This window comes from Streptococcus suis, assembly GCF_024509555.1.
In the GTDB taxonomy this organism is placed as follows: domain Bacteria; phylum Bacillota; class Bacilli; order Lactobacillales; family Streptococcaceae; genus Streptococcus; species Streptococcus suis_AD.
Window position 1 is genome coordinate 67757 of the sequence record NZ_JAMWEL010000005.1, and the last position, 25558, is coordinate 93314.

Consider the following 25558-nt stretch of genomic DNA (forward strand, 5'->3'; position numbering starts at 1 on the left):
ATTCAATATTGTGCTGTAAGCGATTTCGTGTTAAAATACTTCTTGTATATAGTATACAAATCTAAACAAGGAGGTTATGTTTATGACAAATCGCCGTTTGGTCAATAAACTCTTAAAGGCAAGTAGTTTATTGGCTGTCTTGACTGGGACTGTTTGTGTGGCCGTGCCTGTTTGGGCTGATGAGACAAGTAGCCTTCCACCTGTTACAGTGGAAAGTTTAACCGAATCTCAAGCAGAACTAGTATCAGCTCCAATAACTAGTCAAGATTTAGATCTGTCATCGACAGAAGAAAAAGTAGCAGATACTGTTGCTTCAACAGAATCTATATCTAACTCGATTAATGAGGAAGTTAGCTCAGCTATTTCACAGCCAGAGGCAAGCGAACTGGCTACTACTACATCTTCAGGCACAGCTGTTGAAAAAACTACAGTTGAAGTGCTTTCAGAAGAAAGTAATGCTCTCATCAATGTCCCAACTGTCTGGGAGACGGGAAACAAGGGAGAAGGGATGGTCATTGCCATCGTTGACTCTGGTATTGATGTAGAACACGATGCCTATCGTTTGACAGATGTTACAAAAGCCAAATACCAAAGTGAAGAAGAGTTTGCGGCAGTAAAAGAGCAGGCGGGTATTCATTACGGTCAATGGTACAGTGAGAAAATCGTCTTTGCTTATAATTATCTAGATACAAATAATGAGGTAAAAGAAAGCAAGGAAGCCACTCACGGTGGTCACGTTGCAGGTATTGCAGCAGGAAATCCCTCTCAGGAAGATAGCATTGGGCAAAAGATTGTGGGTGTAGCACCTGAAGCTCAGCTTATGTTTATGCGTGTCTTTTCAGAGAATTTTGGTGATGGAACCCAGCCGTTTCTATATATTCGAGCGATTGAAGACGCTGTCAAATTGGGTGCGGATGTCATTAACTTGAGTTTGGGTTCGGCAGCAGGTTCTTTGATTGATGCCAGTGTTGCTTTAAACCAAGCAATTGAAGATGCCAAGAAACGTGGAGTATCCGTTGTTATTGCAGCGGGTAACGATCGTGTTTGGGGAGATGGACAGGATAATCCTTGGGTTGAAAATCCAGATTATGGTCTAGTAGCCTCTCCGGCAGCAGCTAAGGATTCCATTGCGGTGGCTTCTTTCAATAATACCCATGTTGTTAAAGATGTCTTCACTATTCGAGGTATGGAGAACCAGCCAGCATTTAACAATGGTAAGGGAACCTACACTCAGCCTAGCGGTCTACCAGACTTTGATACCAGCCAAGAGTACGATTACGTTTTTGTCGGTATTGGTAATCCAGAAGATTTCCAAGGGAAAGACCTTAATGGCAAAGTCGCTCTAATCCAACGTGGTACGATTTCGTTTGATGCTAAGATTGCTGAAGCCAAGAAAAATGGAGCAGTTGGAGCAGTTATTTTCAACAACATTGACACAGGTAATGACCTATCAATGGCGGTAACCTCAAGAGAGGCTCGTTCTATCCCGTCTATCTTCATTCCTAAAGCACTTGGTTTGGAATTGGCAGATAAATCAGGTACAGACACCTACAAGCTAGTGTTTGACAAAAAGAAAGCCATGATGGACAATCCAGAGGGCAATCAGATGTCTGAATTTACCAGCTGGGGTTTAACGGCAGATGGTGAGTTGAAACCGGATGTTACTGCACCGGGTGGAGCTATTTATTCCAGTATCAATGATGGCAAGTATGCTAGCATGAACGGTACGTCCATGGCTTCTCCGCATGTTGCAGGTGCCGTAGCTCTTATTAAAAAAGGATTGATGGAGAGATATCCTGACTTGACAGGACAAGCTCTTCAAGACCGTATCAAGCAAGTCTTGATGTCAACAGCTCGTCCACACTTTGATGTGGCTGCCAATGCTTATGTTTCACCAAGACAGCAAGGTTCAGGTTTGATTGATGTTCCAGCGGCTATTGCGACAGACTTGTATGTTTTAGGTAGTGAAGGGTATCCGAGCATTTCACTAGGTAATGTTCAAGACATCTTCAGCTTTGATGTGACGCTCTACAATACATCTGACAAGGCTCAGACTGTTACCTACAAGACACACTTGAATACGGATGCTGTTGAGAACGGTACATTCAGCTTGACGCCACGGGAATTGACACAGGTTGAGGGACAGGAAATTACTGTCGATGCATATTCTAGCAAGACAGTGACTATTTCTTTAGATGCGTCTAGTTATGCAGAGGAACTGGCTCAATTGATGCCAAATGGTTATTATTTGGAAGGTTTTATTCGCTTCCTAAATAAAGATGATCAAATGGATCTGGTCAGTCTTCCATTCGTTGGTTTCCGAGGGAAATTCCAAGATTTGGCAGTTTTAGAGAAATCGATTTATGATTTTTCTACCGAGGAAGCTCCTTTCTATACAGAAAATGATTTCTCTGTGACAGGTGGTTTGGCAGTAGATGAGAAAAACTTCTACACAGCCTTGTTATCTGGTAAAGCGGAATTTAACCACGAAACAGGTGAACATGGTATTCAATCTCCATTTATCTTGGGTACTTTTGAAGATGCAGACGGAAATTTCCTCTTGAAAAAAGATGAGAATGGTCAGCCAATCCTCGCTCTTTCTCCAAATGGAGACGGAAACCGAGATGGAATTGTTTTCCGTGGTGTATTCCTTCGTAACTTCCGTAATTTGCAAGCGACAGTTTATGCTGCAGATGATACAGAACGTACGACTCCACTATGGCAAGGGGACTTAATCAGCGGGCCGAAGAATTTCTATGCTGGTCGTCCTACTAATCCACGTGCACATTTGATTGAAACATCTGCCTGGGAAGGTAAGGATAAGAACGGTCAAGATTTGCCAGATGGTAAGTATCAATACGTTATTTCATACCTGCCTGAAACATCTGGTGCCAAGGAGCAATTCATTACCTATACTATTGAATTGAATCGTGTTCGCCCTGCTATTACAACAGGTGTTGTGGATATGGAGGCAATGACCTTTAAACCACGTTCTCCGATTGCCTACGGTATGCCGATTTACCGTGAGCGTGTTTATTATGTCATCCATACAAAAGATGAGAATGGGCAACCAGTAGAAATTGAAGATCCTAATAACATTGGTCCAACTGGTCGTCCATTGAAAGAAGTATTGACCCAGCCACGTCGTGTCTATGTACAGCCAGATGAAAATGGTGTGTATCAATTGCCGACAGAGGACATCTTAGGTCGTCCACTGGACATTTCTAGCTTCTTCTATGCAGTAGAGGATCAGGCGGGTAATGTTTTAAGTGCAAACCTATCTGAATTTGCTGAAGTACCAAGCGACCATGGGGTCGTTGTTGTTCAGATCATCAATGATCAGACTGATCAAGAACATCCAACCGCCTACAACTATATTATTAGAGATGCGGAAGGAAACCAGCTTGAACTCTTGAAACCAGCGGGTCCGACAAGTAATATTCAATTGCTTCCATTTGGAACCTACACAGTTGAATTGCATTTGTTCGATAAAGATGAAGTTCGTCTCATTGACGGTGAGCCTCTCATTAAAACATTTACTGTTTCAGAAGAGAATAGTTTAGTTGGTATTGATTTCCGAGTAATTGCTGTAGACCGTTCTCCGGTTCTTGCAGATTTTGGTGGTCTAGTACCAGAGGGAACTAAAGTATATTTGGTTAATCAGAGCGGAGAAGAGCTTGAGCTTACTCGTGCTCGTTATGCTCCGGAAGTCTTTGAACGTTTGGTTACACATGGGGACTATTCAATCCGTATTGAAGTGCCTACAGGCTATGGTGTGGTAGATACTCCGACGACTTATAAGGTCGAAGAGGCAGTTCGCAACTATTTGAATCTAATTTTGACAGCCAAGGGAGACATTGAAAATGGAGGAAAATCTCTCACAAATGATACTCCAGTTCTTCCAACCCTTGACCTGTCAGTCGATACGGACGGCGATGGCTTTAGCAATCAAGTAGAATTGGAGCAAGGTTCTGACTATGCTGATGCAGCTTCAGTTCCTGAGGTGGCAGCCAAGGGTGATCCAACATTCTTTGAATTACCAGTCGGTCATTTGGCTATGAATGGTTCCTCTGTAACCGCCCCAGTTCTTCCAATCTTTGACCTGTCAGCTGATACAGACGGCGATGGCTTTAGCAATCAAGTAGAATTGGAGCAAGGTTCTGATTATGCTGATGCAGCTTCAGTTCCTGATGTGACAATTAAAGGTGATCCAACATTCTTTGAATTACCAGTCGGTCATTTGGCTATGAATGGCTCCTCTATAACCGCCCCAGATCTTCCGGTCTTTGATCTATCAGCCGATACGGATGGCGACGGTTTTAATAACCAAGTAGAATTGGAGCAAGGTTCTGATTATGCTGATGCAAGTACAGTTCCTGAGGTGGCAGCCAAGGGTGATCCAACATTCTTTGAATTACCAGTCGGTCATTTGGCTATGAATGGTTCCTCTGTAACCGCCCCAGCCCTTCCAATCTTTGACTTGACTACAGATACCGATGGTGACGGCTTTAGTAACCAAGTAGAATTGGAACACGGTTCTGACTATGCAGATGTGACTTCAATACCGGAGAAGGATCTGACACTTCCAGAAGGGCCTAAGCCGGATCTTGTAAGATCAGTAGCAGGATCACAAAATCCAGTTTGGCAGATTTCTTCTGCTAAAACTCTTCCTGTCACGGGAGTTGTAGAAAATATGAATTTCTATCTTGTGGCTAGCTTGACAAGTCTATCAGCATTTCTTTTCTTCAAGAAAAGAGAGGAAGCTTAGTGAGTCGCTAGGGAGAAAAAAGGTCTAGTTAGCAGTACCAACTAGGCCTTTCTTTTCTAAAAAAATTCACTTATCTTTGACTATTTGCCAATTTTAGCGTAAAATAGAAAGGAAAGACATAAAAGGAGAAGACCCTTGGAACTAAACGTATTTGCAGGACAAGAAAAAAGTGAACTTTCCATGATTGAAGTGGCACGTGCTATTTTGGAAGAACGTGGCCGTGATAATGAAATGTACTTCAATGACTTGGTTAATGAAATTCAAAACTACCTTGAAAAATCAAACAGTGACATTCGTGCAGCCTTGCCAACTTTCTATTCAGATTTGAATGTGGATGGTAGCTTCATTCCGCTAGGTGAAAACAAATGGGGCCTTCGTTCATGGTATGCAATCGATGAAATCGATGAAGAAGTGATTACTCTTGAGGAAGACGACGAAGATGCACCGAAACGTAAGAAAAAGCGTGTTAATGCCTTCATGGACGGTGATGAGGATGCGATTGACTATGGTCATGATGATCCAGAAGACGAGGATAATTATTCTGATAATTCTTCATCAGAATATGATGATGAGAATCCAGATGATGAAAAGGATGAAGTTGAATCATATGACTCCGAAATCAATGAAATCATTCCAGAAGATGAATTAGATGATGAAACGGTTGATTTGGCTGAAGAAGATGATGACTATTCTGATGAAGAAGTCATTGACGAGTAGTAATATAAACTTGTGTTTGACAAGGCTTATATTTTTCGATAATATATTATCGGGCACCTCTTTTGAGGTCGGAGCTCCCTAGTCAATAGGGAGCTATTTTTGTTTTTTCTTCATCATTATTGAAATCTACACCCCGTCATGATGATGACAGTAGAGAAGGAGTTTGCATGACAAAATATATTTTTGTAACTGGTGGCGTTGTGTCATCGATTGGTAAGGGAATTGTAGCAGCAAGTTTGGGCCGCCTCTTGAAAAACAGAGGATTGAAAGTTACTATTCAAAAATTCGATCCCTACATCAACATTGACCCAGGGACCATGAGTCCCTACCAACACGGGGAAGTATTTGTGACAGATGATGGTGCAGAAACTGACTTGGACCTCGGTCACTATGAGAGATTCATCGACATCAACCTCAACAAATATTCAAACGTCACCACTGGTAAGATTTACAGCGAAGTCCTTCGGAAAGAACGCAAGGGAGAGTACCTAGGGGCAACGGTTCAGGTTATTCCACATATCACAGATGCTCTCAAGGACAAAATCAAGCGGGCAGCCCGCACAACAGATGCAGATGTTATTATCACAGAAGTTGGGGGAACTGTTGGAGATATTGAAAGTCTCCCCTTCCTTGAAGCCCTCCGTCAGATGAAGGCGGATGTTGGCTCTGATAATGTCATGTACATCCACACCACCCTCTTGCCTTATCTCAGGGCAGCAGGAGAAATGAAGACCAAGCCGACCCAGCATTCGGTCAAAGAATTACGTGGACTGGGTATTCAACCAAACATGTTGGTAATCCGAACAGAACAGCCAGCTGGTCAAGGGATTAAAAATAAGTTGGCTCAATTCTGTGATGTGGCACCAGAAGCGGTCATTGAATCACTGGACGTTGAACACCTCTACCAAATTCCGCTCAATATGCAGGCACAAAATATGGACCAGATTGTCTGTGACCATTTGAAATTAGATGTGCCACCAGCAGATATGACAGATTGGTCAGCCATGGTTGACAAGGTTCTAAATCTCAAGAAGACTGTCAAAATTGCCCTTGTTGGTAAATACGTCGAGCTCCAAGATGCTTACATTTCAGTTGTAGAAGCCTTGAAACACTCAGGCTATGCCAATGATGTAGCAATTGAGTTGGATTGGGTCAATGCCAACGACTTGACGTCAGAAAATGTCGCTGACCGACTTGGACAAGCGCAAGGCATTCTCGTACCTGGCGGCTTTGGTCAACGCGGTACCGAAGGAAAAATTCAAGCCATTCGCTATGCCCGTGAGAATGATGTGCCTATGTTAGGCGTCTGCTTGGGTATGCAGTTGACTTGTGTGGAATTTGCTCGCCACGTTCTTGGCTTAGAAGGAGCCAATAGTTTTGAGCTGGATCCAGAAACCAAGTACCCTATTATTGATATTATGCGCGACCAAATTGGTGTCGAAGACTTGGGCGGAACACTCCGTCTGGGACTCTATCCAAGCAAACTCAAACGTGGCTCAAAGGCTGCTGCAGCCTATGACAACCAAGAAGTTGTCCAACGTCGCCACCGCCACCGTTACGAGTTTAACAATGACTTCCGTCAACAATTTGAAGAAGCTGGTTTTGTCTTCTCAGGTGTATCGCCAGACAACCGCCTGGTTGAAATCGTTGAAATTCCTGAGAACAAGTTCTTTGTGGCCTGTCAGTATCACCCAGAACTCCAATCTCGACCAAATCGTCCTGAAGGACTCTATACTGCCTTCGTCACAGCAGCGGTTGGGAATAGTAAGTAATGCTTGTGGATGACTTGCAATATGGTGATTTTCTGACATATTTGATAAAGTCATAGCAATTGGAAAATTTGTTTGGCCTGCATCTATTTTGGGTCAAGATATCCTATCATTCTTCCAGGGGTAATTAATCGAATATTCAGACAATTTCTTTGTATTTTCTTGAAAATTATTGAAAAATATGAGAAAATGATAAAAACAAGAAAGATGAGAATTCCAATGAGAGACGATATAAAAATCAATGACCGAGCAGCTGCACTTTCAAGTCAATTGATCGAAGTCCTAGAGAATATTTATGACCCGGAAATTGAATTGGATATTTACAATCTGGGCTTAGTCTATGAGATAGATTTGGATGAAAATGGTTTTTGCAAGGTTATCATGACCTTTACAGATGCAGGGTGTTCTTGCGCTGATACCATGCCAGGTGAGTTGGTTACAGCCTTGAAGAAAATCGAAGGCATCACCGATGCCCAGGTCGAAATCGTCTGGTCTCCTACTTGGAAAATGACACGCATCAGCCGTCTGGGACGGATTACACTGGGGATTAGTCCTAAATAAAAAGAAAATGAGTTGCGTGGAGCAGCTCATTTTTTAAATATCTCATCGTATTGTCTGTCTAATTCTTCCATGGTTTCATAAACAGGCTTGGGAATCATGATAACTTGTGGATCCAAATTGACCATACCATAGCTCGGGTCGATGCATTCTTCCCAATATTCTAAATGTTTTTTGTCGATATAGGATTCTGAATCTTCGACTTCAATCCCTCCTTCAGCTTGAACAGAATACCAGTAAAGGTATTCGCGTCCGTCCAATACCTCGCGGAAGATGGTTTCGACATACATTTTTTCTCCCTCAAGAGTGAGAAGGGTGTCTTCCATGTGTTCGTTGAGAAAGGCCATCCATTCATCTACTTGGATGGTTTTGCCTTCCTTAACACGAAAGCGGGAGAGTTCGACGTTTAGTTTCATTTGATTTTCTCCTTGTAAAACCCCTGTCATTTGACAGGGGTTAATAAATTCATTACTGTTTCCCACTGCGTTCTGGTCTCCAGAAGTCCGTAACAGCTCCTTTAGAGGCAGAGGATACGGTGTGGGCGTATTTTCCGAGAACACCACGAGAGTAGAGTGGTGGAATAACAGTTGTTTTCTTACGTTCTTCGATTTCTTGGTCAGAAACGTGCATGGTGATTTCTTTGGTATCTTGATCAACCGTCACCAAATCACCTGTACGGAGGTAGGCAATTGGACCACCATCCTGAGCTTCAGGAGCGATGTGGCCAACAACCAGACCATAAGTACCACCAGAGAAACGACCGTCTGTTAGAAGGGCTACCTTGTCACCTTGGCCTTTTCCGACAATCATAGATGAAAGCGACAGCATTTCCGGCATACCAGGCCCACCTTTTGGCCCAACATAGCGGACAACGACAACATCACCATCTACGATTTCATCGGTCAAGACTGCATCAATCGCCTCTTCTTCTGAGTCAAAGACCTTAGCAGGGCCAGTATGGTTACGGACTTTCACACCAGAAACCTTGGCAACCGCTCCTTCAGGAGCTAGGTTACCTTTCAAGATAATCAGAGGTCCATCCGCCCGTTTTGGATTTTCAAGTGGCATGATGACATCTTGTCCAGGTGTCAAATCTGCAAAGTTTTCCAAGTTTTCCGCAACGGTTTTACCTGTACAGGTGATACGGTCACCATGGAGGAAGCCGTTTTTGAGCAAGTATTTCATGACAGCTGGGACGCCACCGACATTGTAGAGGTCTTGGAAGACGTATTTTCCTGATGGTTTCAGGTCTGCCAAGTGAGGCACGCGTTCTTGGAAATCATTGAAATCTTCCAAGGTCAAGTCAACGTTTGCAGCGTGAGCAATGGCTAGCAAGTGAAGAGTAGCGTTGGTGGAGCCGCCCAGAGCCATGGTGACTGTAATAGCATCTTCAAATGCTTCACGCGTCATAATGTCAGATGGTTTGATGCCAAGTTCTAGCATGCGTACAACAGCACGGCCAGCTTCTTCAATATCAGCCTTCTTCTCAGGAGATTCAGCAGGGTGAGAAGAAGAGCCAGGAATAGACATGCCCATTACCTCAATGGCTGTCGCCATGGTATTGGCAGTGTACATACCACCGCAACCACCAGGGCCAGGGCAGGCATTACACTCGATTTGACGAACCTCTTCAGCGGTCAAGTCACCGTTGTTCCATTTTCCGATTCCTTCAAAAACGGATACCAAGTCGATGTCTTTACCATTGAGATTACCTGGCGCAATGGTTCCGCCGTAGGCAAAAACAGCTGGAATGTCCATGTTGGCGATGGCAATCATGGAACCAGGCATGTTTTTATCACAGCCTCCGATAGCGACAAAGGCATCCACGTTGTGTCCTCCCATAGCTGCCTCAATAGAGTCAGCAATGATATCACGAGAAGTCAGTGAGAAGCGCATACCAGGAGTTCCCATGGCAATCCCGTCTGCAACGGTGATGGTGCCGTATTGAACAGGCCAGCCCCCTGCCTCTTTAACCCCTTCTTTGGCTAGTTTTCCAAAGTCATGCAGGTGGATGTTACAGGGTGTATTTTCAGCCCAAGTCGAAATAACCCCAACAATCGGTTTCTCAAAGCTATCGTCGGTCATGCCGGTTGCACGTAACATAGCACGGTTGGGCGATTTGACCATCGAATCGTAAACAGAGCTACGGTGACGGAGGTTTTTGAGTGTATCTTTATCTGTCATTTCTCTTCTCCCTATCTTTCTGGTGATTAGTTCTCTTATTATACCATAGTTATGAGGGAAATGAAAAAGGATTTGTTAAATGATGTGAAATTTCTGAATTTTGCAAAAATAAACAAAACAACCTTGGATGTTCCAAAGGCTGTTCTAGTTTGTTTTTGTTACTGAGCAGTTGCTCGGAGCTGTGCTTTCTTGTTTCCAGTGAAGAAGAGGCTAATCAAGGCAAGAACTAAGAATCCTGCACCGATAAACCAATAGGGTTGGTCCAAGGTGGTTGAACGACCAGACAGGTTGATGATACCACGGAGCAGGAAGCCTGCTGTAATGGTGGCAACACCTGAATTCCAGAGATTAAAAGTCATTCGTGATAAGTTTGGCTTTAGAGTGAGCATACCAAGTAGTAAAGCTCCACCAATCAGGGTCACACAAAACATATAATGCATGAAAATCGAAACCTCGCCATAACTAAGGCTTTCGTAGATACGACTGAAGATAAAGAGGAAGGCTGTTGTAGCCAAGTAGGTAATGAAGGTGCGTGCAGTACGCGTAGATGTTTGATTAGTAACCGATGTAGACAATGTCACTTACCGCCCTTTCTGAAATAGTATTTCCGTTTGTTGTTGGATTGTTGATGACTTGGCCGTTGAAGTAGAGGGTTGATGAACCGCCACCGTCAAGGTTATAGGCTGTCGTTGCACCGTATTGCTGCATAACTTCTGCCAGTTGATAGAGGGATAGACCTTCACTTTCAGAAGTACGGCCGTCTGCGACTACAATGATATAGTGGTTTTCATCGATGATACCAATGGCTGAACGAGGGTTGGAAGACATGGCCCGTCCAACTTCTGTTGAAGTATCGACCACGATTTCACCGTTCTCTACCAATGATGGACCGAATGCTAAGAGGTTGACGACCCCCTTGTCAATCAATTCTTGAGCAGTGATTTCATTTTCATAGATGATTTCAAATGAGCCGTCGGCGTAGATTGCCAAGTCACCGTAAGCTGCATTGTCGCGGACAGTGTCACGGTAGAGGACGCCGTTTTTAATGACATAACCAGTTGAGTTGGCGCCGTAATAGTCACCGTTGACTGCTAGGATAGCATTGTTTGCAGTGGCGGTTTCAGAAGTTTTGGCCGTGACGTTGGTACCGTAGGTATTTTGGGCTAGAGCTGTCTTTAGATACTCTGGAGAGCTGACCTGGATATCTGCTACATAGACAGTTGTGTTGTTGGTAGTAATGGTTTCTAAGTTAATTTGGATATTGTCATCAGTGTAACTAGTATCCGTTGTAGAGACATTAGTTGCAGTGGTTGCGGCAGTTGACGACGATGAAGTAGCTGTGTTTTGGCTGCTAGTTGTGGCGTTACTTGCAGCAACCGTTGTGATTGCTTCGGAAAGCACGAAGGTTTTCAACATAGAGTAGGAAAATCCACTTGTTAGTAACATTCCAAAGATGGAGGCATAGGCAAAGGGTTTCTTAAGCAATTTCATGGGAAAATGATTTCCTTTCTTTAAAGATGATATTTTTTTGAATGAACCAAGAGGCTAGAAAGAGGAAGATACCGACCACAAGTTTGACAATGTAGAGGTTAAGTCCAAGAATTTGATGGAAAAGATAAAGAAGAGTTGTATCAGCTAGGAAGAGAATGAGAGCTAGAGTAAAGTAGCCAGCACCTGTTCGTGCAATACTTTCTTTATTTTTAAAGACTAACCTCTTGTTAAGAGCAAAATTACAACTAGCACTGCAGATGCGAGCAATGGTGTTAGCAGCTAACAAACGTGCAGCTGTTGGTAGTCCAGTCAGCACCAACAAAGCTAAGGCATAGATACCATAGTCGACTAGGAAACCACCAAAAGATGCCAGGGCAAATTTGAAGAGATTTTTGTAAATTAGCAATCCATCTTTTATGGGACGAAAATGCGAACTGGCATTATCATCGATATAAATAGTTTGAATGGGAACTTCCGTGATTTTATAGTCTTGACTTGCTTGGGTCAGCATATTCATTTCATATTCGTAGCGGTCACCCTCAATGTCCAACATAAATGGAATTATGTCGGTGTGGAAACCGCGTAAGCCAGTTTGTGTATCGGATACATTGACACCGGTTTGTAGTCTGAACAAGACTCTAGTTAGTTTGTTACCAAATCGGCTACGGAGAGGGATGTCTTTGGTAAATTGACGAACACCAAGGATGAGGCGACTGGGCAGGTTCATGGCGGCGCGTGCGACACGGTCTATATCATCCACAGCATGTTGACCATCTGCATCAGCGGTAACAATGACACCAGGCTTTCGCAAATCTTGGATAAAGCTAAAGGCTGTTCGGAGGGCCTGTCCTTTTCCTTTATTGACATCGTGGTGGAGAACAATGGCAAAGGTTTTGGCAATATCCAGAATATTTTTGGATTCGCCTGTACTACCATCATCTACAACAATGACCTGGCAGTTTAGTCTGTTTTTCATGACCTCTAAGAGTTGTATCAATTTTTCATCTGGCTGGTAGGCCGGTATCACTACATAATACATATCATAAACCTCGTCTGTTTTTCTTGATGAGTCTACTATACGGGACTTTCCTAAAAGCAAGCTAAAACCAGAGGGTGCTTGAGATTAGCTTAAGTTTGCTTTAAGAATTTTTTCGGAAATATTTAAGAAAACGAACAAATGTAGGAATTTTCAGAAAATTCCTTGACATTCTATCTCCTTGTGATATTATAGTAGATAACATTTGCAGAGAGGAGGAGTATTCGTGCAAGAAATTCAACTAGACCAACCACGTTCGGGGTCTTATCTAATCTTGGATACCTTGCATCAATTAGGGGTAGACCTGGTCTTTGGTTATCCAGGAGGAGCGGTCTTACCTTTGTATGATGCGATTTACCAATATGAGGGTATTCAACATATCTTGGCTCGTCATGAACAAGGTGCAGTGCATGAGGCAGAAGGTTACGCTAAATCATCAGGAAAGGTGGGGGTAGCGATTGTAACTTCTGGTCCAGGAGCAACAAATGCCATCACAGGAATAGCGGACGCTATGGGAGATAGTGTTCCCCTCTTGGTCTTTACAGGTCAAGTGGCTACACGAGGTATCGGTAAGGATGCCTTTCAAGAAGCCGATGTCTTGGGAATGACCATGCCAATTACCAAGTATAATTATCAAATTAGAGATACCGCTGATATTCCTCGTGTCATTACAGAGGCTCTTCATATCGCAACAACAGGTCGTCCAGGTCCGGTTGTCATTGACGTTCCAAAAGATATTCAAGAGAGAATAGTTGATTTTTACCACGATCCAACTGTTCAACTTCCAAGTTATCAACCAACTGTTGAGCCAAATGGTTTACAGGTCAAGAAAATTTTGAAACAACTGAGTCAAGCTAAGCAACCTGTTATTCTTGCAGGTGGTGGGGTCAATTACGCAGATGCCAATCAAGAGTTGATTGCCTTTGCGGAACGTTACAGAATCCCAGTTGTTTCTACCTTGCTAGGTTTAGGTGCTATGCCGATTGAGCATGAATTAGCACTAGGTATGGGTGGTATGCATGGTTCCTATGCTGCCAATATGGCTATGAATGATGCGGATTATATCATCAATATCGGAGCTCGTTTTGATGACCGTTTGACAGGTAATCCTCTCAGCTATGCACCCAACGCAACCGTTGCCCATATTGATATCGACCCAGCTGAAATCGGTAAGGTTAAGAAAACAGCCATACCAGTCGTAGGAGATGCTAAGGCAACTCTCCAAGCCTTGCTCAAGCTGGAAACTGTGGAAACAGATTACGCTGACTGGACCGCCCAGGTCTTAGAAAATAAACGCAGAGCACCATTCTGGTATGAGGGAGATTCTGAATTTATCAAACCACAACAGGCTATTGAATTAATTGGTCAATTAACCAAAGGAGATGCGATTGTGGTCACAGACGTCGGGCAACACCAGATGTGGACCGCTCAGTTCTATCCTTATAAACATGCTCGCCAGTTAGTGACATCAGGTGGCATGGGAACTATGGGATTTGGTATTCCAGCAGCAATCGGTGCTAAATTAGCCAACCCTGACCGTGAAGTTGTTCTTTTTGTTGGTGATGGTGGTTTCCAGATGACCAACCAAGAACTAGCTATTCTCAATGGCTATGGTGTACCGATTAAGGTGGTTCTGATTAACAACCATTCGCTTGGCATGGTCCGTCAGTGGCAGGAATCCTTCTATGACAAACGCCGCAGTCAGTCTGTCTTTGATGCGGAGCCAAATTTCCAGCTGCTAGCTGAAGCCTACGGCATTGCTCACTACAGTTTTGACAATCCAGCGACCCTGGCTGAGGATATGAAAGTTATTTTGGAAGATAGACCGATGTTGATTGAAGTGCATATTTCCAAAGCAGAACACGTTCAACCAATGGTTCCAGCAGGTAAGAGCAATGCAGAGATGTTGGGGGTGAAGTTCAATGCGTAGAATGTTAACAGCAAAATTACGGAATTCATCAGGCGTCCTCAACCGCTTTACAGGTGTTTTATCTCGCCGGCAAATCAATATTGAGTCCATATCTGTTGGTCCGACAGAAGTAGAAGGCATTTCCCGAGTTACAGTGATTGTCGATGTAGCAACCATGGACGAAGTGGAACAGATTATTAAGCAACTCAACCGTTTGATTGATGTAGTCCGTGTCCGTGATTTGACGGATATTCCCCACTTGGAAAGGGAGGTGATTCTGGTTAAAATTTCGGCACCTCCAGCAAAACGGGCAGAAATTTTAGCCATTATCCAACCTTTCCGCGCTAGCGTTGTCGATGTGGCACCGCACTCCATTACCATTCAAATGACTGGCGACGGAGATAAGATTGACGCCCTCTTGCGTGTGATTCAGCCATACGGCATCAAGAATATCGCCCGTACGGGAGCAACAGGTTTTAGTCGAGATTAGTCTTAAAACTTTATAGAATAATTAAAAAAATAGAAAAGAGAATTTTATGACAGTAGCAATGCAATATGAAAAAGATGTAACAGTCGCAGCACTTGACGGCAAACGTATCGCCGTTATCGGTTATGGTTCACAAGGCCATGCCCATGCTCAAAACTTGCGCGATACAGGGCACGATGTTATCATCGGTGTGCGTGCTGGTAAGTCATTTGACAAGGCAAAAGAAGACGGTTTTGAAACTTTTGAAGTGGCAGAAGCAGCAAAACAAGCCGATGTTATCATGATTTTGGCTCCAGACGAAATCCAGGCAGACCTTTACAATGAAGAAATTGCTCCAAACTTGGAAGCGGGAAATGCTCTTGGCTTCGCCCACGGTTTCAATGTTCACTTTGAATTTATCAAGGTACCAGCAGATGTGGATGTCTTCATGTGTGCACCGAAAGGACCAGGTCACTTGGTTCGCCGTACCTTTGAAGAAGGTTTCGGTGTACCAGCTCTTTACGCTGTGTATCAAGACGCTACTGGCAATGCCAAGCACATCGCTATGGACTGGGCAAAAGGAGTTGGTTCGGCTCGTGTAGGTCTTTTGGAAACAACCTTCAAGGAAGAAACGGAAGAAGACTTGTTTGGTGAGCAAGCGGTTCTCTGCGGTGGTTTGACAGCCCTTATGCAGGCAGGTTTTGAAGTCTTGACAGAAGCAGGTTATGCACCAGAATTGGCTTACTTCGAAGTTCTTCACGAGATGAAACTTATCGTTGACCTTGTCTACGAAGGTGGCTTCAAGAAAATGCGCCAATCTATCTCAAACACTGCTGAATTTGGTGACTATGTATCAGGCCCACGCGTGATTACAGACCAAGTTAAAGAAAACATGAAGGCAGTCCTTGCAGATATCCAGTCTGGTAAATTTGCTAATGACTTCGTTAACGACTATAAAGCAGGCCGTCCACGTATGGAAGCATACCGTAAAGAAGCAGAAGGACTCGAAATCGAAAAAGTCGGAGCAGAACTCCGCAAAGCAATGCCATTCGTCAGCCGCAACGACGACGATTCATTCAAGATTTATAACTAAAACAGTCCAGTGGACTGTTTTAGCCCTCGCCTAAAAATGAGAGAGTGAGGAAAGTCCAGTGGACTGTTTTAGCCCTCGCCTGAAAACGAGAATGCGAGGCAAGTCCGGGGGAGTGAAAGAGTCTGGGGATAGACTCTTTCAGCTGGTTGCCTAGAAATGTGAGAGCGACCATACGCCCTCGCCTAAAAATGAGAGAGCGAGGCAAGTCCGGGGGAGTGAAAGAGTCTGGGGATAGACTCTTTCAGCTGGTCGCCTAGAAATGTGAGAGCGACCATACGCCCTCGCTTGAAAACGAGAGAGTGAGGAAAGTCCGGGGTTGGACTAGTTGACACTTGCTGTCGCAAGCTTTATCTACCACCTCTGACAGCTTCAAAGGTTGGGGAACCTTTGAAGGAAGCAGTTGCTCGCCTGAAAACTAGAATGTGAGGAAAGTCCAATTGACACTTACTGTCGCAAGCTTTATCTCCTACCTCCGATAGTTCCCCAAACTGTTAGAGCCCTCGCCAAAAAAAACGGAAACGCGAGGCAAGTTTAGTGGACGGAAATGCCCTTTGTATAAGTAAAGTGCATCTCCACTCGCAGTCTGTAGTTCCAAGTATCTGTGTTACATGGCTTGGATGAAGAGTATACAATTTTTGTCAAGAAAATAGGAATAAAGGAGCTGGGTTAACCAGCTCTTTTGACCATTTTATTAATAAGATGACTCAAAAGATTGACAAAAGATCGGATATAAATCAATTCTGCGATATTATTATAAATATGCGTATAATTGTTAGTAATATTTGTTAAATACTGGTATAATATAGTTACAGAAGGAAAGTAGTAAAAAATGATTACAGCAAAAAATGTAGAACAGGCATATGAAGTTCTAAAGAGGGTAGTTGTCCGAACTCCCCTGGATTACAGTCGTTATTTATCCGAAAAATATGGTGCGACCGTCTATATCAAACGTGAGAATGAGCAGCGGGTTCGCTCCTTTAAGATTCGTGGAGCATACTATGCGATTTCACAATTGTCTGATGAAGAAAAATCACTAGGGGTAGTCTGTGCCTCGGCGGGTAACCATGCCCAAGGTGTTGCCTATACATGTCAAGAAATGCAGATTCCTGCGACAATCTTTATGCCGATTACAACCCCCCAGCAAAAGATTGGACAGGTTCGTTTCTTCGGTGGAGATTTTGTTGATATTCGTTTAGTAGGCGATACTTTTGATGAATCTGCCCAAGCAGCACAAGAGTTTACAAAAGAGAGTGGAAAAACTTTTATTGATCCATTTGATGATGCCAATGTACAAGCTGGTCAAGGTACAGTAGCCTACGAAATCTTAGAAGAAGCTGAGGAGCAGTCCGTTAGTTTTGATCAAATCCTTGTGCCAGTAGGCGGAGGTGGATTGGTTGCCGGAGTCTCTGCATTCTTGAAAGAAAATGCTCCTGAAATTAAGATTATCGGCGTTGAAGCCAACGGTGCCCGTTCCATGAAGGCAGCCTTTGATAAGGGACGTCCTATCAAATTGGCGAGCATTGATAAGTTTGCGGACGGTATTGCTGTTCAAAAGGTTGGGGCTTCAACCTATGAAGTAGCTCGCAAACATGTCGATAAGCTGATTGGTGTTGACGAGGGATGGATTTCAGCGACCATTTTGGATCTCTATTCTAAGCTCGGAATTGTTGCAGAGCCAGCTGGTGCAGCTACGGTGGCAGCCTTAGAAGTCATCAAAGATAAGATTAAGGGGCAGACGATCTGCTGTATCATTTCAGGCGGAAATAATGACATCAACCGTATGCCGGAAATGGAAGAAAGGGCTCTTATTTATGAGGGAATTAAACATTACTTTGTAGTGAATTTCCCACAACGCCCGGGTGCCTTGCGTGAATTTGTAAATGATATTTTAGGACCTAATGATGATATTACTCGCTTTGAGTACATCAAACGTGCCAATAAAGGTACTGGTCCAGTCTTGATCGGGATTGCTTTGGGCAATAAGGAAGATTATGTCCAATTTCTTTCTCGCCTAGAAGATTTCGATCCTCAGTATATCAATCTTCATGAAAATGATTCGCTTTATAAAATGCTAGTATAGGAGGTAGGTATGGTTCTTGGTCCAATAATTTTTATTGTTAGTTTCTTATTTGTTGTATTGCTTACCTTGGTTTTAGTTGTTTCGGGGCTATATGTGGTCAAGCAGCAAACAGTTGCTATTGTAGAGCGGTTTGGGAAGTACCAAAAAACTTCTACCTCAGGGATTAACTTTAAGATTCCTTTTGGGGTAGATGTCATTGCGGCTCGTATCCAATTGCGGATGCTGCAGAGTGAGATTGTGGTGGAAACCAAGACCCAGGATAATGTCTTTGTAACCATGAATGTGGCTACGCAGTATCGTGTCAATGAAAATAATGTCACAGATGCTTACTACAAACTCATGCATCCAGAGGCTCAGATTAAATCCTATATCGAAGATGCCCTGCGCTCTTCGGTGCCTAAGTTGACCTTGGATGAACTTTTTGAGAAAAAAGATGAAATCGCCCTGGAAGTACAAAAACAGGTCGCAGAAGAGATGTCGACTTACGGTTATGTCATTGTCAAGACCTTGATTACCAAGGTTGAACCAGATGCCGAGGTTAAGCAATCAATGAATGAAATCAACGCAGCTCAGCGGAAACGGGTTGCGGCCCAAGAATTGGCAGAAGCCGATAAGATTAAAATAGTTACTGCTGCTGAAGCAGAGGCTGAAAAAGACCGCCTACATGGCGTGGGGATTGCACAACAACGGAAGGCTATTGTAGATGGTTTGGCGGACTCTATTCGTGAATTGAAAGAGTCCAACATCAGTATGACGGAAGAGCAGATTATGTCTATCCTATTGACCAACCAATACTTGGATACATTAAATAATTTTGCACAAGGAGGTAATCAAACAATCTTTTTACCAGCTAATGCTGGTGGAGTAGAAGATGTTCGTACACAAATATTGTCTGCTTTACAGGTAAAAAAATGAGTAAAAAACGAACATTTTACTTGACAAGTCAAAGCGATTTATACTATACTAAATTGCACGAATAAAAAGGAAAGGGGCTCATTATGACTAGTTACGAAAAAGTTGCCGCTGTTGTCGGCTGGGTACGCGAAAAGAAAATCACAGGCTACCGTATCTCTAAAGAAACTAATGCTCGTGAAATGTCAGTTATCGCTCTTGCACAAGGACGCGCTAAAATTGACAATATCTCATTTGCTACTGCCTTGGGTTTGATTGATTTTTACGATAAAAACCACAAGAAATTTGAAAACTAATCTAAATAATCATTTTATTTAGAATATTTACTGAGAAGACCGTTTGGTCTTCTTTTTTTGTTTCAAAAAAACCTTACCAGCTTCAAAAGCTGGTAAGGTTGCTATCTATAGGTGTGAAAGCTTATCCTAAAAAACGCTGCAGGAATTCGCGGGTCCGCTCTTCTTGTGGATTTTCAAAGAGTTGTTGAGGTGTGCCTTCTTCGGCGATGACACCCTTGTCCATAAAGATGACACGGTCTGAAACATCACGGGCAAATTCCATTTCGTGCGTCACGATGATCATGGTCAAGCCGGACTTGGCAAGGTCCTGCATGGTTTTGAGTACCTCTCCGACCATTTCAGGGTCAAGAGCAGAAGTTGGCTCATCAAAGAGAATGACTTCTGGATCCACGGATAAGGCACGGGCAATAGCTACCCGTTGTTTTTGACCACCAGAGAGTTGGCTTGGTTTGGCCTGCCAGTACTGCTCAGTCATACCGACCTTATTGAGGTTTTCTTTGGCGATTTTTTCAGCTTCTGCACGATCGCGTTTTAATACAGTAGTTTGTGCCACGATGGCATTTTCCAAGACATTGAGGTTGTTAAAAAGGTTAAAGGATTGGAAAACCATACCTAGTTTTTCACGGTATGTAGTCAAATCATAGCCTTTGGCCAATACATCTTGGCCATGGTAGAGGATTTGTCCTTCAGTTGGTGTCTCTAAAAGGTTGATGGAACGAAGGAAAGTTGATTTTCCAGAACCAGAGGATCCGATAATGGAAATGACTTCACCTTTTTCGACATTAACTGAGATATCCTTTAGGACCTGGTTTTGTCCATAGGATTTTTTTAGGTTTTTAATTTCAAGAATGATGTTCTTAGTCATGAGGCACCTCGATTTGCATTTGGTTGGCACCAGTTGTATAGGTGTCTGTGTCAAAGCGTTTTTCAACTGCTCGCAAGATGCGTGTCACAGTGAAAGTCAAGATAAAGTAAATAATGGCAATGACGGTAAAGGTTTGGAAGTACTGGTAGGTTTGTGTCGCTACGGTATTTCCTGAGAAGTATAGTTCTACAACGGAAATAACGTTCAATACAGAAGTATCCTTGATATTGATGACGAACTCATTACCAGTAGCTGGGAGGATATTGCGAATAACCTGAGGCAAAACAATCTTGCGCATGGTCTGGTTGTGGGTAAATCCAAGAGCTGTAGCAGCTTCGAATTGTCCCTTATCAACGGCGAAGATACCACCGCGGACAATCTCACTCATGTAGGCACCGGTATTGATGGATACGATGAAAATGGCAGCGAGGGTACGGTCAAGGTTAAGACCGAAGGCTTGGGCAGTACCGTAGTAGATAACCATGGATTGTACGATCATTGGAGTACCACGGAAAATTTCAATATAGATAGTAATGAACCAACCGAAAACTTTTTGACCGATTGCAAGGGCCTTGTTAGCAGCTTTTGGCGCAGTGCGGAAAACACCAATCAATAGACCAATGGCTGTACCGATAATGGTACCTAAGATGGAAATAAGCAAGGTCATTCCAGTACCACGAAGCAATTGCTGCCAGTTGTTTACAACAATATTCCAAACTTGGGCAATGAAACTTGGGGTTTCCCCTTCGCTGGTTTCTTCAGCAGGTTGATTTTCAATCATATTGTCCATGAGGGCGATTTGGTCCTCTTCAGAAATGCCTGCAAGAACTTCGTTGACCTGGTTGATTCGGTTGTCGTCCTTACGCATACCTACCGCGATGGTCACATCTTCTGCATTGGTCGTAAAGCCGTCAGACAATTCGACCATTTTAAAAACAGAGTTTGCAGCTTCAGCTGTACGGGCTTCTGGACGTTCTGAGACGTAGGCATCGATAATACCTGATTCTAAGGCTTGGCGAATCTGAGAAAAATCCCCCATGGCTGTCTGCTTGTTTGCACCTTGAATTTGGTCAATCAAGTCGTATAGGTAAACTCCTTGCTGGGCAGTAATTTTTGCACCAGCAAAATCAGCTAGACTGCTTGCGTTGGCGTATTCACTGTCCGAACGAACCACAAGAGTTGGAATCGAGGTGTAGTAGCTATCTGAGAAGGCAATCTCTTTTTTTCGTTCTTCGGTCGGGCTCATACCAGCGACAATCATGTCGATTTTGCCAGAAGTAAGAGCAGGGACAAGTCCTTCCCATTTTGTTTTAACAACCAAAAGTTCCTTGTCTAGTGATGCTGCAATTTTTTTGGCAATCTGCACATCGTAGCCGTTGGCATACTGGTTGGTTCCTTCAATCGGGACAGCTCCATTGCTGTTGTCCTCTTGAGTCCAGTTGAATGGTGCATAAGCTGCCTCCATACCGACCCGAAGGTATTCATCTGCCTTAACACCGGTTGCCATAGAAAAGACAGCAATTAGTGTCAGCAGAAATATGCTAAGTTTATGTTTCATAAATTCTCCTTATTTAATGGTATTACACCATTTTATTAAAAATTCTGACAAATTTCAATATCCTTGAACTATCATTGTATTATTTTTTTATGGTATAATAATTAGAATTGATAAAAAGGAGTTTATTATGATTTTGGAATTGTTGAAAGCCATATTTTTAGGCATTGTTGAAGGAATTACAGAGTGGTTGCCTGTATCTTCAACAGGTCACTTGATTTTATTTCAGGAATTCGTGAAGTTGAACCAATCTGAAAATTTTTTAGAAATGTTTAATATTGTTATCCAGTTGGGTGCTATTCTAGCGGTGATGACCATTTATTTTGAGCGCTTGAATCCCTTTCAGCCAGGGAAGACAAAACATGATGTTCAATTGACTTGGCAACTCTGGGCGAAAGTTGTGATTGCCTGTATTCCTTCCATTTTAATTGCTGTACCTTTAGATAGTTGGTTTGAAGCACATTTTAACTTCATGGTGCCTATTGCCATTGCCTTGATTGTTTATGGTGTTGCCTTTATTTGGATTGAAAATCGAAACAAAGATGTAAAACCCCAGGTGACAGACCTATCTAAAATGTCTTATAAAACCGCTCTTCTCATCGGTTGTTTCCAAGTTTTAAGTATTGTTCCAGGAACCAGTCGTTCTGGGGCTACTATCCTTGGAGCAATCATTCTTGGGACTAGTCGAACAGTCGCAGCTGACTTTACCTTCTTCCTCGGCATTCCGACTATGTTTGGTTACAGTGGTTTGAAAGCCGTAAAATACTTCTTGGATGGCAACAGCTTGACACTTGATCAAATAATAATTCTACTTGTTGCAAGTTTGACAGCCTATTTGGTATCATTGGTCGTTATTCGCTTCTTGACGGATTTTGTGAAGAAAAATGACTTCACAGTATTTGGATATTATCGCATTATTTTGGGAGCTATTTTGTTAGTATACTCCTTTGTTACATTTTTGTTTTAAGAGCAGGGCAACCTGCTTTTCTTTTGTTTTTCAAGCGGTCATTTAGTATAATGGAATGAGATATGTATGAGTATTGAAAATGGATGGTAAAATTTTAGAAAATCATTCATTGTATGAGGTAATTATGAAAGTAAAACAAATAAGTGATTCAACATTGAAGATTACAATTAAAATGGATGATTTAGAAGAAAGAGGGATGGAACTCTCGGACTTCTTGATTCCTCAAGAAAAGACGGAAGAATTTTTCTATTCTGTTTTGGAAGAATTGGACCTACCCTTAACATTTCGTGAGAGCGGTATGCTTAGTTTCAGAGTAACGCCAAAACCAGACAGAGTGGATATTTTTGTGACAAAGTCAGATTTGGATCAAAATTTAAACTTTGATGAGTTTACAGATTTGTCAGATTTTGGAGATGTTTCTAGTATGTCTCCGGATGAATTTTTTAAGAGTTTAGAGCAGACTGTTCGAGAGAAAAGTTCAAAAGATATGGCTGCTGTTCGTCACTTAGAGGAAGTTGAGGAGGCTGAGGAAGAAGAGGAGCCTCAAGAACCTTATATTTATTATATTTTAGAATTTGACGACATAGAGGAAGTTTTAACATTTGTAGGTTCGATTGACTATCCAATTGAAGAGTCGGAACTATATAAATTGGACAAGCGTTATTATATGACTGTTTTAATCAAGACTGAGCACCGTTCAAAACGCTATCCAGAATACTTACTCTCAAGAATGTTAGAGTTTACAAATGATAGCAAATTAACGCGTCCTTATCTTCAGGAACATGGTCATGTGCTTGTACCAATTGCCGCCATTGACGAGCTTAGAAAGGTTTCGCTATAATGATTCCTTTCGCATTAAAGTACATCATGGTCATCATTACAACCATGGTTGTTTCAGCGATTATCACACCATTAGTTCGATTCTTATCTTTCAGAGTTGGTGCAGTCGATCATCCAAATGCCCGTCGTATTAATAAAGTACCCATGCCTTCTGCGGGAGGCCTTGCAATTTTCATTTCCTTTACCTTAGCTGCCATATGGTTCTTGCCAGGTATTGTGACACATGTCAGTTATCATGGTACCTATTTTGACTACATTTGGCCTCTTATTTTAGCATCAGTAATCATTGTAGTTACTGGATATATTGATGATGTAAAAGAATTGACACCGGCTCCTAAGATGCTAGGGATTGTAATTGCTGCCTCTATTATCTGGTTCTGTACGGAATTTCATTTTGATAGTTTCAAGATTCCGTTTGGTGGTCCCTTTATTATCTTTCCGGAATGGCTCTCCTTTTTTCTAACTGTACTGTGGATTGTTGCTATAACTAATGCCGTTAATTTGATCGATGGTCTAGATGGTTTAGTTTCTGGGGTGTCGATTATCTCCTTGACGACAATGGGAATTGTTTCCTACTTTTTCCTCCATGATAGCAATATCTTTTTGACCTTGACTATTTTTATTCTGGTAGCGGCTATTATCGGTTTTCTGCCTTATAATTATAATCCGGCGATTATCTATCTGGGTGATACAGGTGCCTTGTTTATCGGATTCATGATTGGTGTGCTGTCGTTGCAAGGCTTGAAAAATTCTACGGCAGTAGCAGTAGTGACCCCTATGATTATCCTGGGAGTACCGATTACAGATACGGTTATGGCTATTATCCGCCGTAAGTTATCTGGTCGAAAGATTTCTGAGGCAGACCGGATGCACTTGCATCACCGACTCTTATCTTTAGGATTGACACATAGGGGAACAGTATTGGTCATTTATGCCATTTCCTTTATTTTTTCATTGACCTCTCTTTTGCTGAATGTTTCCAGTCGAGTAGGTGGGGTTTTATTAGTCTTAACAATGGGGCTAGGTGTTGAAATTCTAAGTGAGTTAATTGGTATTTTTGGCGAAAATCGTACCCCACTGTTAAATCTCCTTCGTTTCATTGGAAATAGTAGTTACCGTCAAGAATCAATAGCTAATTTTAAAGAAAAACGGGCAATTTGTCGCCATTCAAAAAAAAGAAAATAAGAATCTTTCTAAACAAGATAAGAGCCGTCAGGCTCTTTTTTTGGTATAATAGAAAGGATAATAAATAAAGGAGACCGACATGTCAGTATTAGAAATCAAAGACCTTCATGTGGAAATCGAAGGCAAAGAAATCTTAAAAGGCGTCAACTTGACCCTTAAAACAGGTGAAATTGCAGCCATCATGGGACCGAATGGAACAGGGAAATCCACCCTTTCAGCAGCCATCATGGGCAATCCAAGTTATGAAGTCACCCAAGGTGAGATTTTGTTTGACGGTGTCAATATTTTAGAATTAGAAGTCGATGAGCGTGCCCGTATGGGACTTTTTCTGGCTATGCAGTACCCGTCGGAAATTCCGGGGATCACCAATGCGGAATTTCTTCGTGCCGCAATGAACGCTGGTAAGGAAGACGAAGACAAGATTTCTGTCCGTGATTTCATCACAAAGTTGGATGAAAAAATGGAACTCCTTAACATGAAAGAGGAAATGGCAGAGCGCTACCTCAACGAAGGTTTCTCAGGTGGTGAGAAAAAACGCAATGAGATTCTGCAATTACTCATGTTGGAACCAACTTTTGCCCTTCTTGATGAGATTGACTCAGGCCTGGACATCGATGCCCTTAAAGTTGTATCGAAAGGGATCAATGCCATGCGTGGTGAGGGCTTCGGTGCTATGATTATCACCCACTACCAACGTTTGCTCAACTACATCACTCCTGATGTTGTCCATGTCATGATGGAAGGCCGTGTCGTGCTTTCAGGCGGACCAGAATTGGCGCAACGCTTGGAAAAAGAAGGATATGTCCAAGTTGCAGCAGAGCTTGGCATCGACTACAAAGAAGATGACATTTAAGTCTTTGGAGGAAG

21 protein-coding genes are annotated in these 25558 nt (G+C 42.7%); 14 read left to right on the top strand and 7 right to left on the bottom strand.

Annotated features, from left to right (window positions below):
- The first annotated feature begins 82 nt into the window (after positions 1-82).
- From NF418_RS03705 to NF418_RS03720, 4 genes are all read left to right on the top strand, one after another.
- A complete protein-coding gene (locus tag NF418_RS03705; protein WP_256778488.1) occupies positions 83-4768 on the top strand; it encodes a S8 family serine peptidase in 4686 nt (1561 codons plus the stop codon).
- Between the two features lie 135 nt (positions 4769-4903).
- Positions 4904-5485: a DNA-directed RNA polymerase subunit delta gene (gene rpoE / locus NF418_RS03710; RefSeq protein ID WP_105144329.1), complete on the top strand. Its 582-nt coding sequence runs from the start codon at positions 4904-4906 to the stop codon at positions 5483-5485.
- 167 nt (positions 5486-5652) lie between these two features.
- Entirely contained in the window at positions 5653-7257 is a 1605-nt protein-coding gene (locus NF418_RS03715; protein WP_256778489.1) for a CTP synthase, read from the top strand.
- Positions 7258-7473: 216 nt separating this feature from the next.
- Complete coding sequence (locus tag NF418_RS03720; RefSeq protein ID WP_256778490.1) at positions 7474-7815, top strand: metal-sulfur cluster assembly factor; 342 nt, start codon at positions 7474-7476, stop codon at positions 7813-7815.
- A 26-nt stretch (positions 7816-7841) separates the two neighbouring features.
- On the opposite strand, the gene NF418_RS03725 is transcribed toward NF418_RS03720, so the two are convergent.
- From NF418_RS03725 to NF418_RS03745, 5 genes are all read right to left on the bottom strand, one after another.
- Entirely contained in the window at positions 7842-8228 is a 387-nt protein-coding gene (locus NF418_RS03725) for a DUF6176 family protein (protein ID WP_256778491.1), read from the bottom strand.
- A gap of 52 nt (positions 8229-8280) precedes the next feature.
- Positions 8281-9996, bottom strand: a complete 1716-nt coding sequence (gene ilvD / locus NF418_RS03730; RefSeq protein ID WP_256778492.1) for a dihydroxy-acid dehydratase — start codon at positions 9994-9996, stop codon at positions 8281-8283.
- Positions 9997-10154: 158 nt separating this feature from the next.
- Entirely contained in the window at positions 10155-10577 is a 423-nt protein-coding gene (locus NF418_RS03735) for a hypothetical protein (protein ID WP_248043955.1), read from the bottom strand.
- Entirely contained in the window at positions 10552-11487 is a 936-nt protein-coding gene (locus NF418_RS03740; protein ID WP_256778493.1) for a phosphodiester glycosidase family protein, read from the bottom strand. The genes NF418_RS03735 and NF418_RS03740 overlap by 26 nt, the downstream gene beginning before the upstream one ends.
- Positions 11474-12526 (bottom strand): glycosyltransferase, encoded by a 1053-nt coding sequence (locus NF418_RS03745; protein ID WP_256778495.1) that lies wholly within the window; start codon positions 12524-12526, stop codon positions 11474-11476. The genes NF418_RS03740 and NF418_RS03745 overlap by 14 nt, the downstream gene beginning before the upstream one ends.
- Positions 12527-12749: 223 nt before the next feature.
- On the opposite strand from NF418_RS03745, the gene NF418_RS03750 reads away from it, so the two are divergent.
- From NF418_RS03750 to NF418_RS03775, 6 genes are all read left to right on the top strand, one after another.
- Positions 12750-14453: an acetolactate synthase large subunit gene (locus tag NF418_RS03750; protein WP_256778496.1), complete on the top strand. Its 1704-nt coding sequence runs from the start codon at positions 12750-12752 to the stop codon at positions 14451-14453.
- A complete protein-coding gene (gene ilvN, locus NF418_RS03755) occupies positions 14446-14922 on the top strand; it encodes an acetolactate synthase small subunit (protein ID WP_172022613.1) in 477 nt (158 codons plus the stop codon). The genes NF418_RS03750 and ilvN overlap by 8 nt, the downstream gene beginning before the upstream one ends.
- A gap of 46 nt (positions 14923-14968) precedes the next feature.
- Positions 14969-15991 carry a ketol-acid reductoisomerase gene (gene ilvC, locus NF418_RS03760; protein ID WP_105107776.1) on the top strand — a complete coding sequence of 341 codons (1023 nt, stop codon included), beginning with the start codon at positions 14969-14971 and terminating at the stop codon, positions 15989-15991.
- A gap of 829 nt (positions 15992-16820) precedes the next feature.
- Complete coding sequence (gene ilvA, locus NF418_RS03765; protein WP_256778499.1) at positions 16821-18071, top strand: threonine ammonia-lyase IlvA; 1251 nt, start codon at positions 16821-16823, stop codon at positions 18069-18071.
- A 9-nt stretch (positions 18072-18080) separates the two neighbouring features.
- The gene (locus NF418_RS03770; RefSeq protein WP_256778500.1) at positions 18081-18986 is read left to right on the top strand and encodes an SPFH domain-containing protein; all 906 of its coding nucleotides are present in this window, start codon (positions 18081-18083) and stop codon (positions 18984-18986) included.
- Positions 18987-19069: 83 nt separating this feature from the next.
- Positions 19070-19279, top strand: coding sequence for a capsule biosynthesis transcriptional regulator (locus NF418_RS03775; protein ID WP_009910800.1), 210 nt, complete (start codon positions 19070-19072; stop codon positions 19277-19279).
- Positions 19280-19400: 121 nt separating this feature from the next.
- Here the strand turns inward: NF418_RS03775 and NF418_RS03780 are convergent, their stop codons facing one another.
- Both NF418_RS03780 and NF418_RS03785 read right to left on the bottom strand, forming a co-directional pair.
- A complete protein-coding gene (locus tag NF418_RS03780; RefSeq protein ID WP_256778501.1) occupies positions 19401-20144 on the bottom strand; it encodes an amino acid ABC transporter ATP-binding protein in 744 nt (247 codons plus the stop codon).
- Entirely contained in the window at positions 20137-21702 is a 1566-nt protein-coding gene (locus tag NF418_RS03785) for an ABC transporter substrate-binding protein/permease (protein ID WP_256778502.1), read from the bottom strand. The genes NF418_RS03780 and NF418_RS03785 overlap by 8 nt, the downstream gene beginning before the upstream one ends.
- A 124-nt stretch (positions 21703-21826) precedes the next feature.
- Here NF418_RS03785 and NF418_RS03790 point away from each other — a divergent pair, with 124 nt between their 5' ends.
- From NF418_RS03790 to sufC, 4 genes are all read left to right on the top strand, one after another.
- Positions 21827-22666 carry an undecaprenyl-diphosphate phosphatase gene (locus tag NF418_RS03790; protein ID WP_256778517.1) on the top strand — a complete coding sequence of 280 codons (840 nt, stop codon included), beginning with the start codon at positions 21827-21829 and terminating at the stop codon, positions 22664-22666.
- Positions 22667-22790: 124 nt separating this feature from the next.
- Positions 22791-23507, top strand: a complete 717-nt coding sequence (mecA, locus tag NF418_RS03795) for an adaptor protein MecA (RefSeq protein WP_256778503.1) — start codon at positions 22791-22793, stop codon at positions 23505-23507.
- Positions 23507-24691: a glycosyltransferase family 4 protein gene (locus NF418_RS03800; protein WP_256778505.1), complete on the top strand. Its 1185-nt coding sequence runs from the start codon at positions 23507-23509 to the stop codon at positions 24689-24691. The genes mecA and NF418_RS03800 overlap by 1 nt, the downstream gene beginning before the upstream one ends.
- A gap of 79 nt (positions 24692-24770) precedes the next feature.
- Entirely contained in the window at positions 24771-25544 is a 774-nt protein-coding gene (sufC, locus tag NF418_RS03805) for a Fe-S cluster assembly ATPase SufC (RefSeq protein ID WP_002938165.1), read from the top strand.
- The last annotated feature ends 14 nt before the right edge of the window (positions 25545-25558 follow it).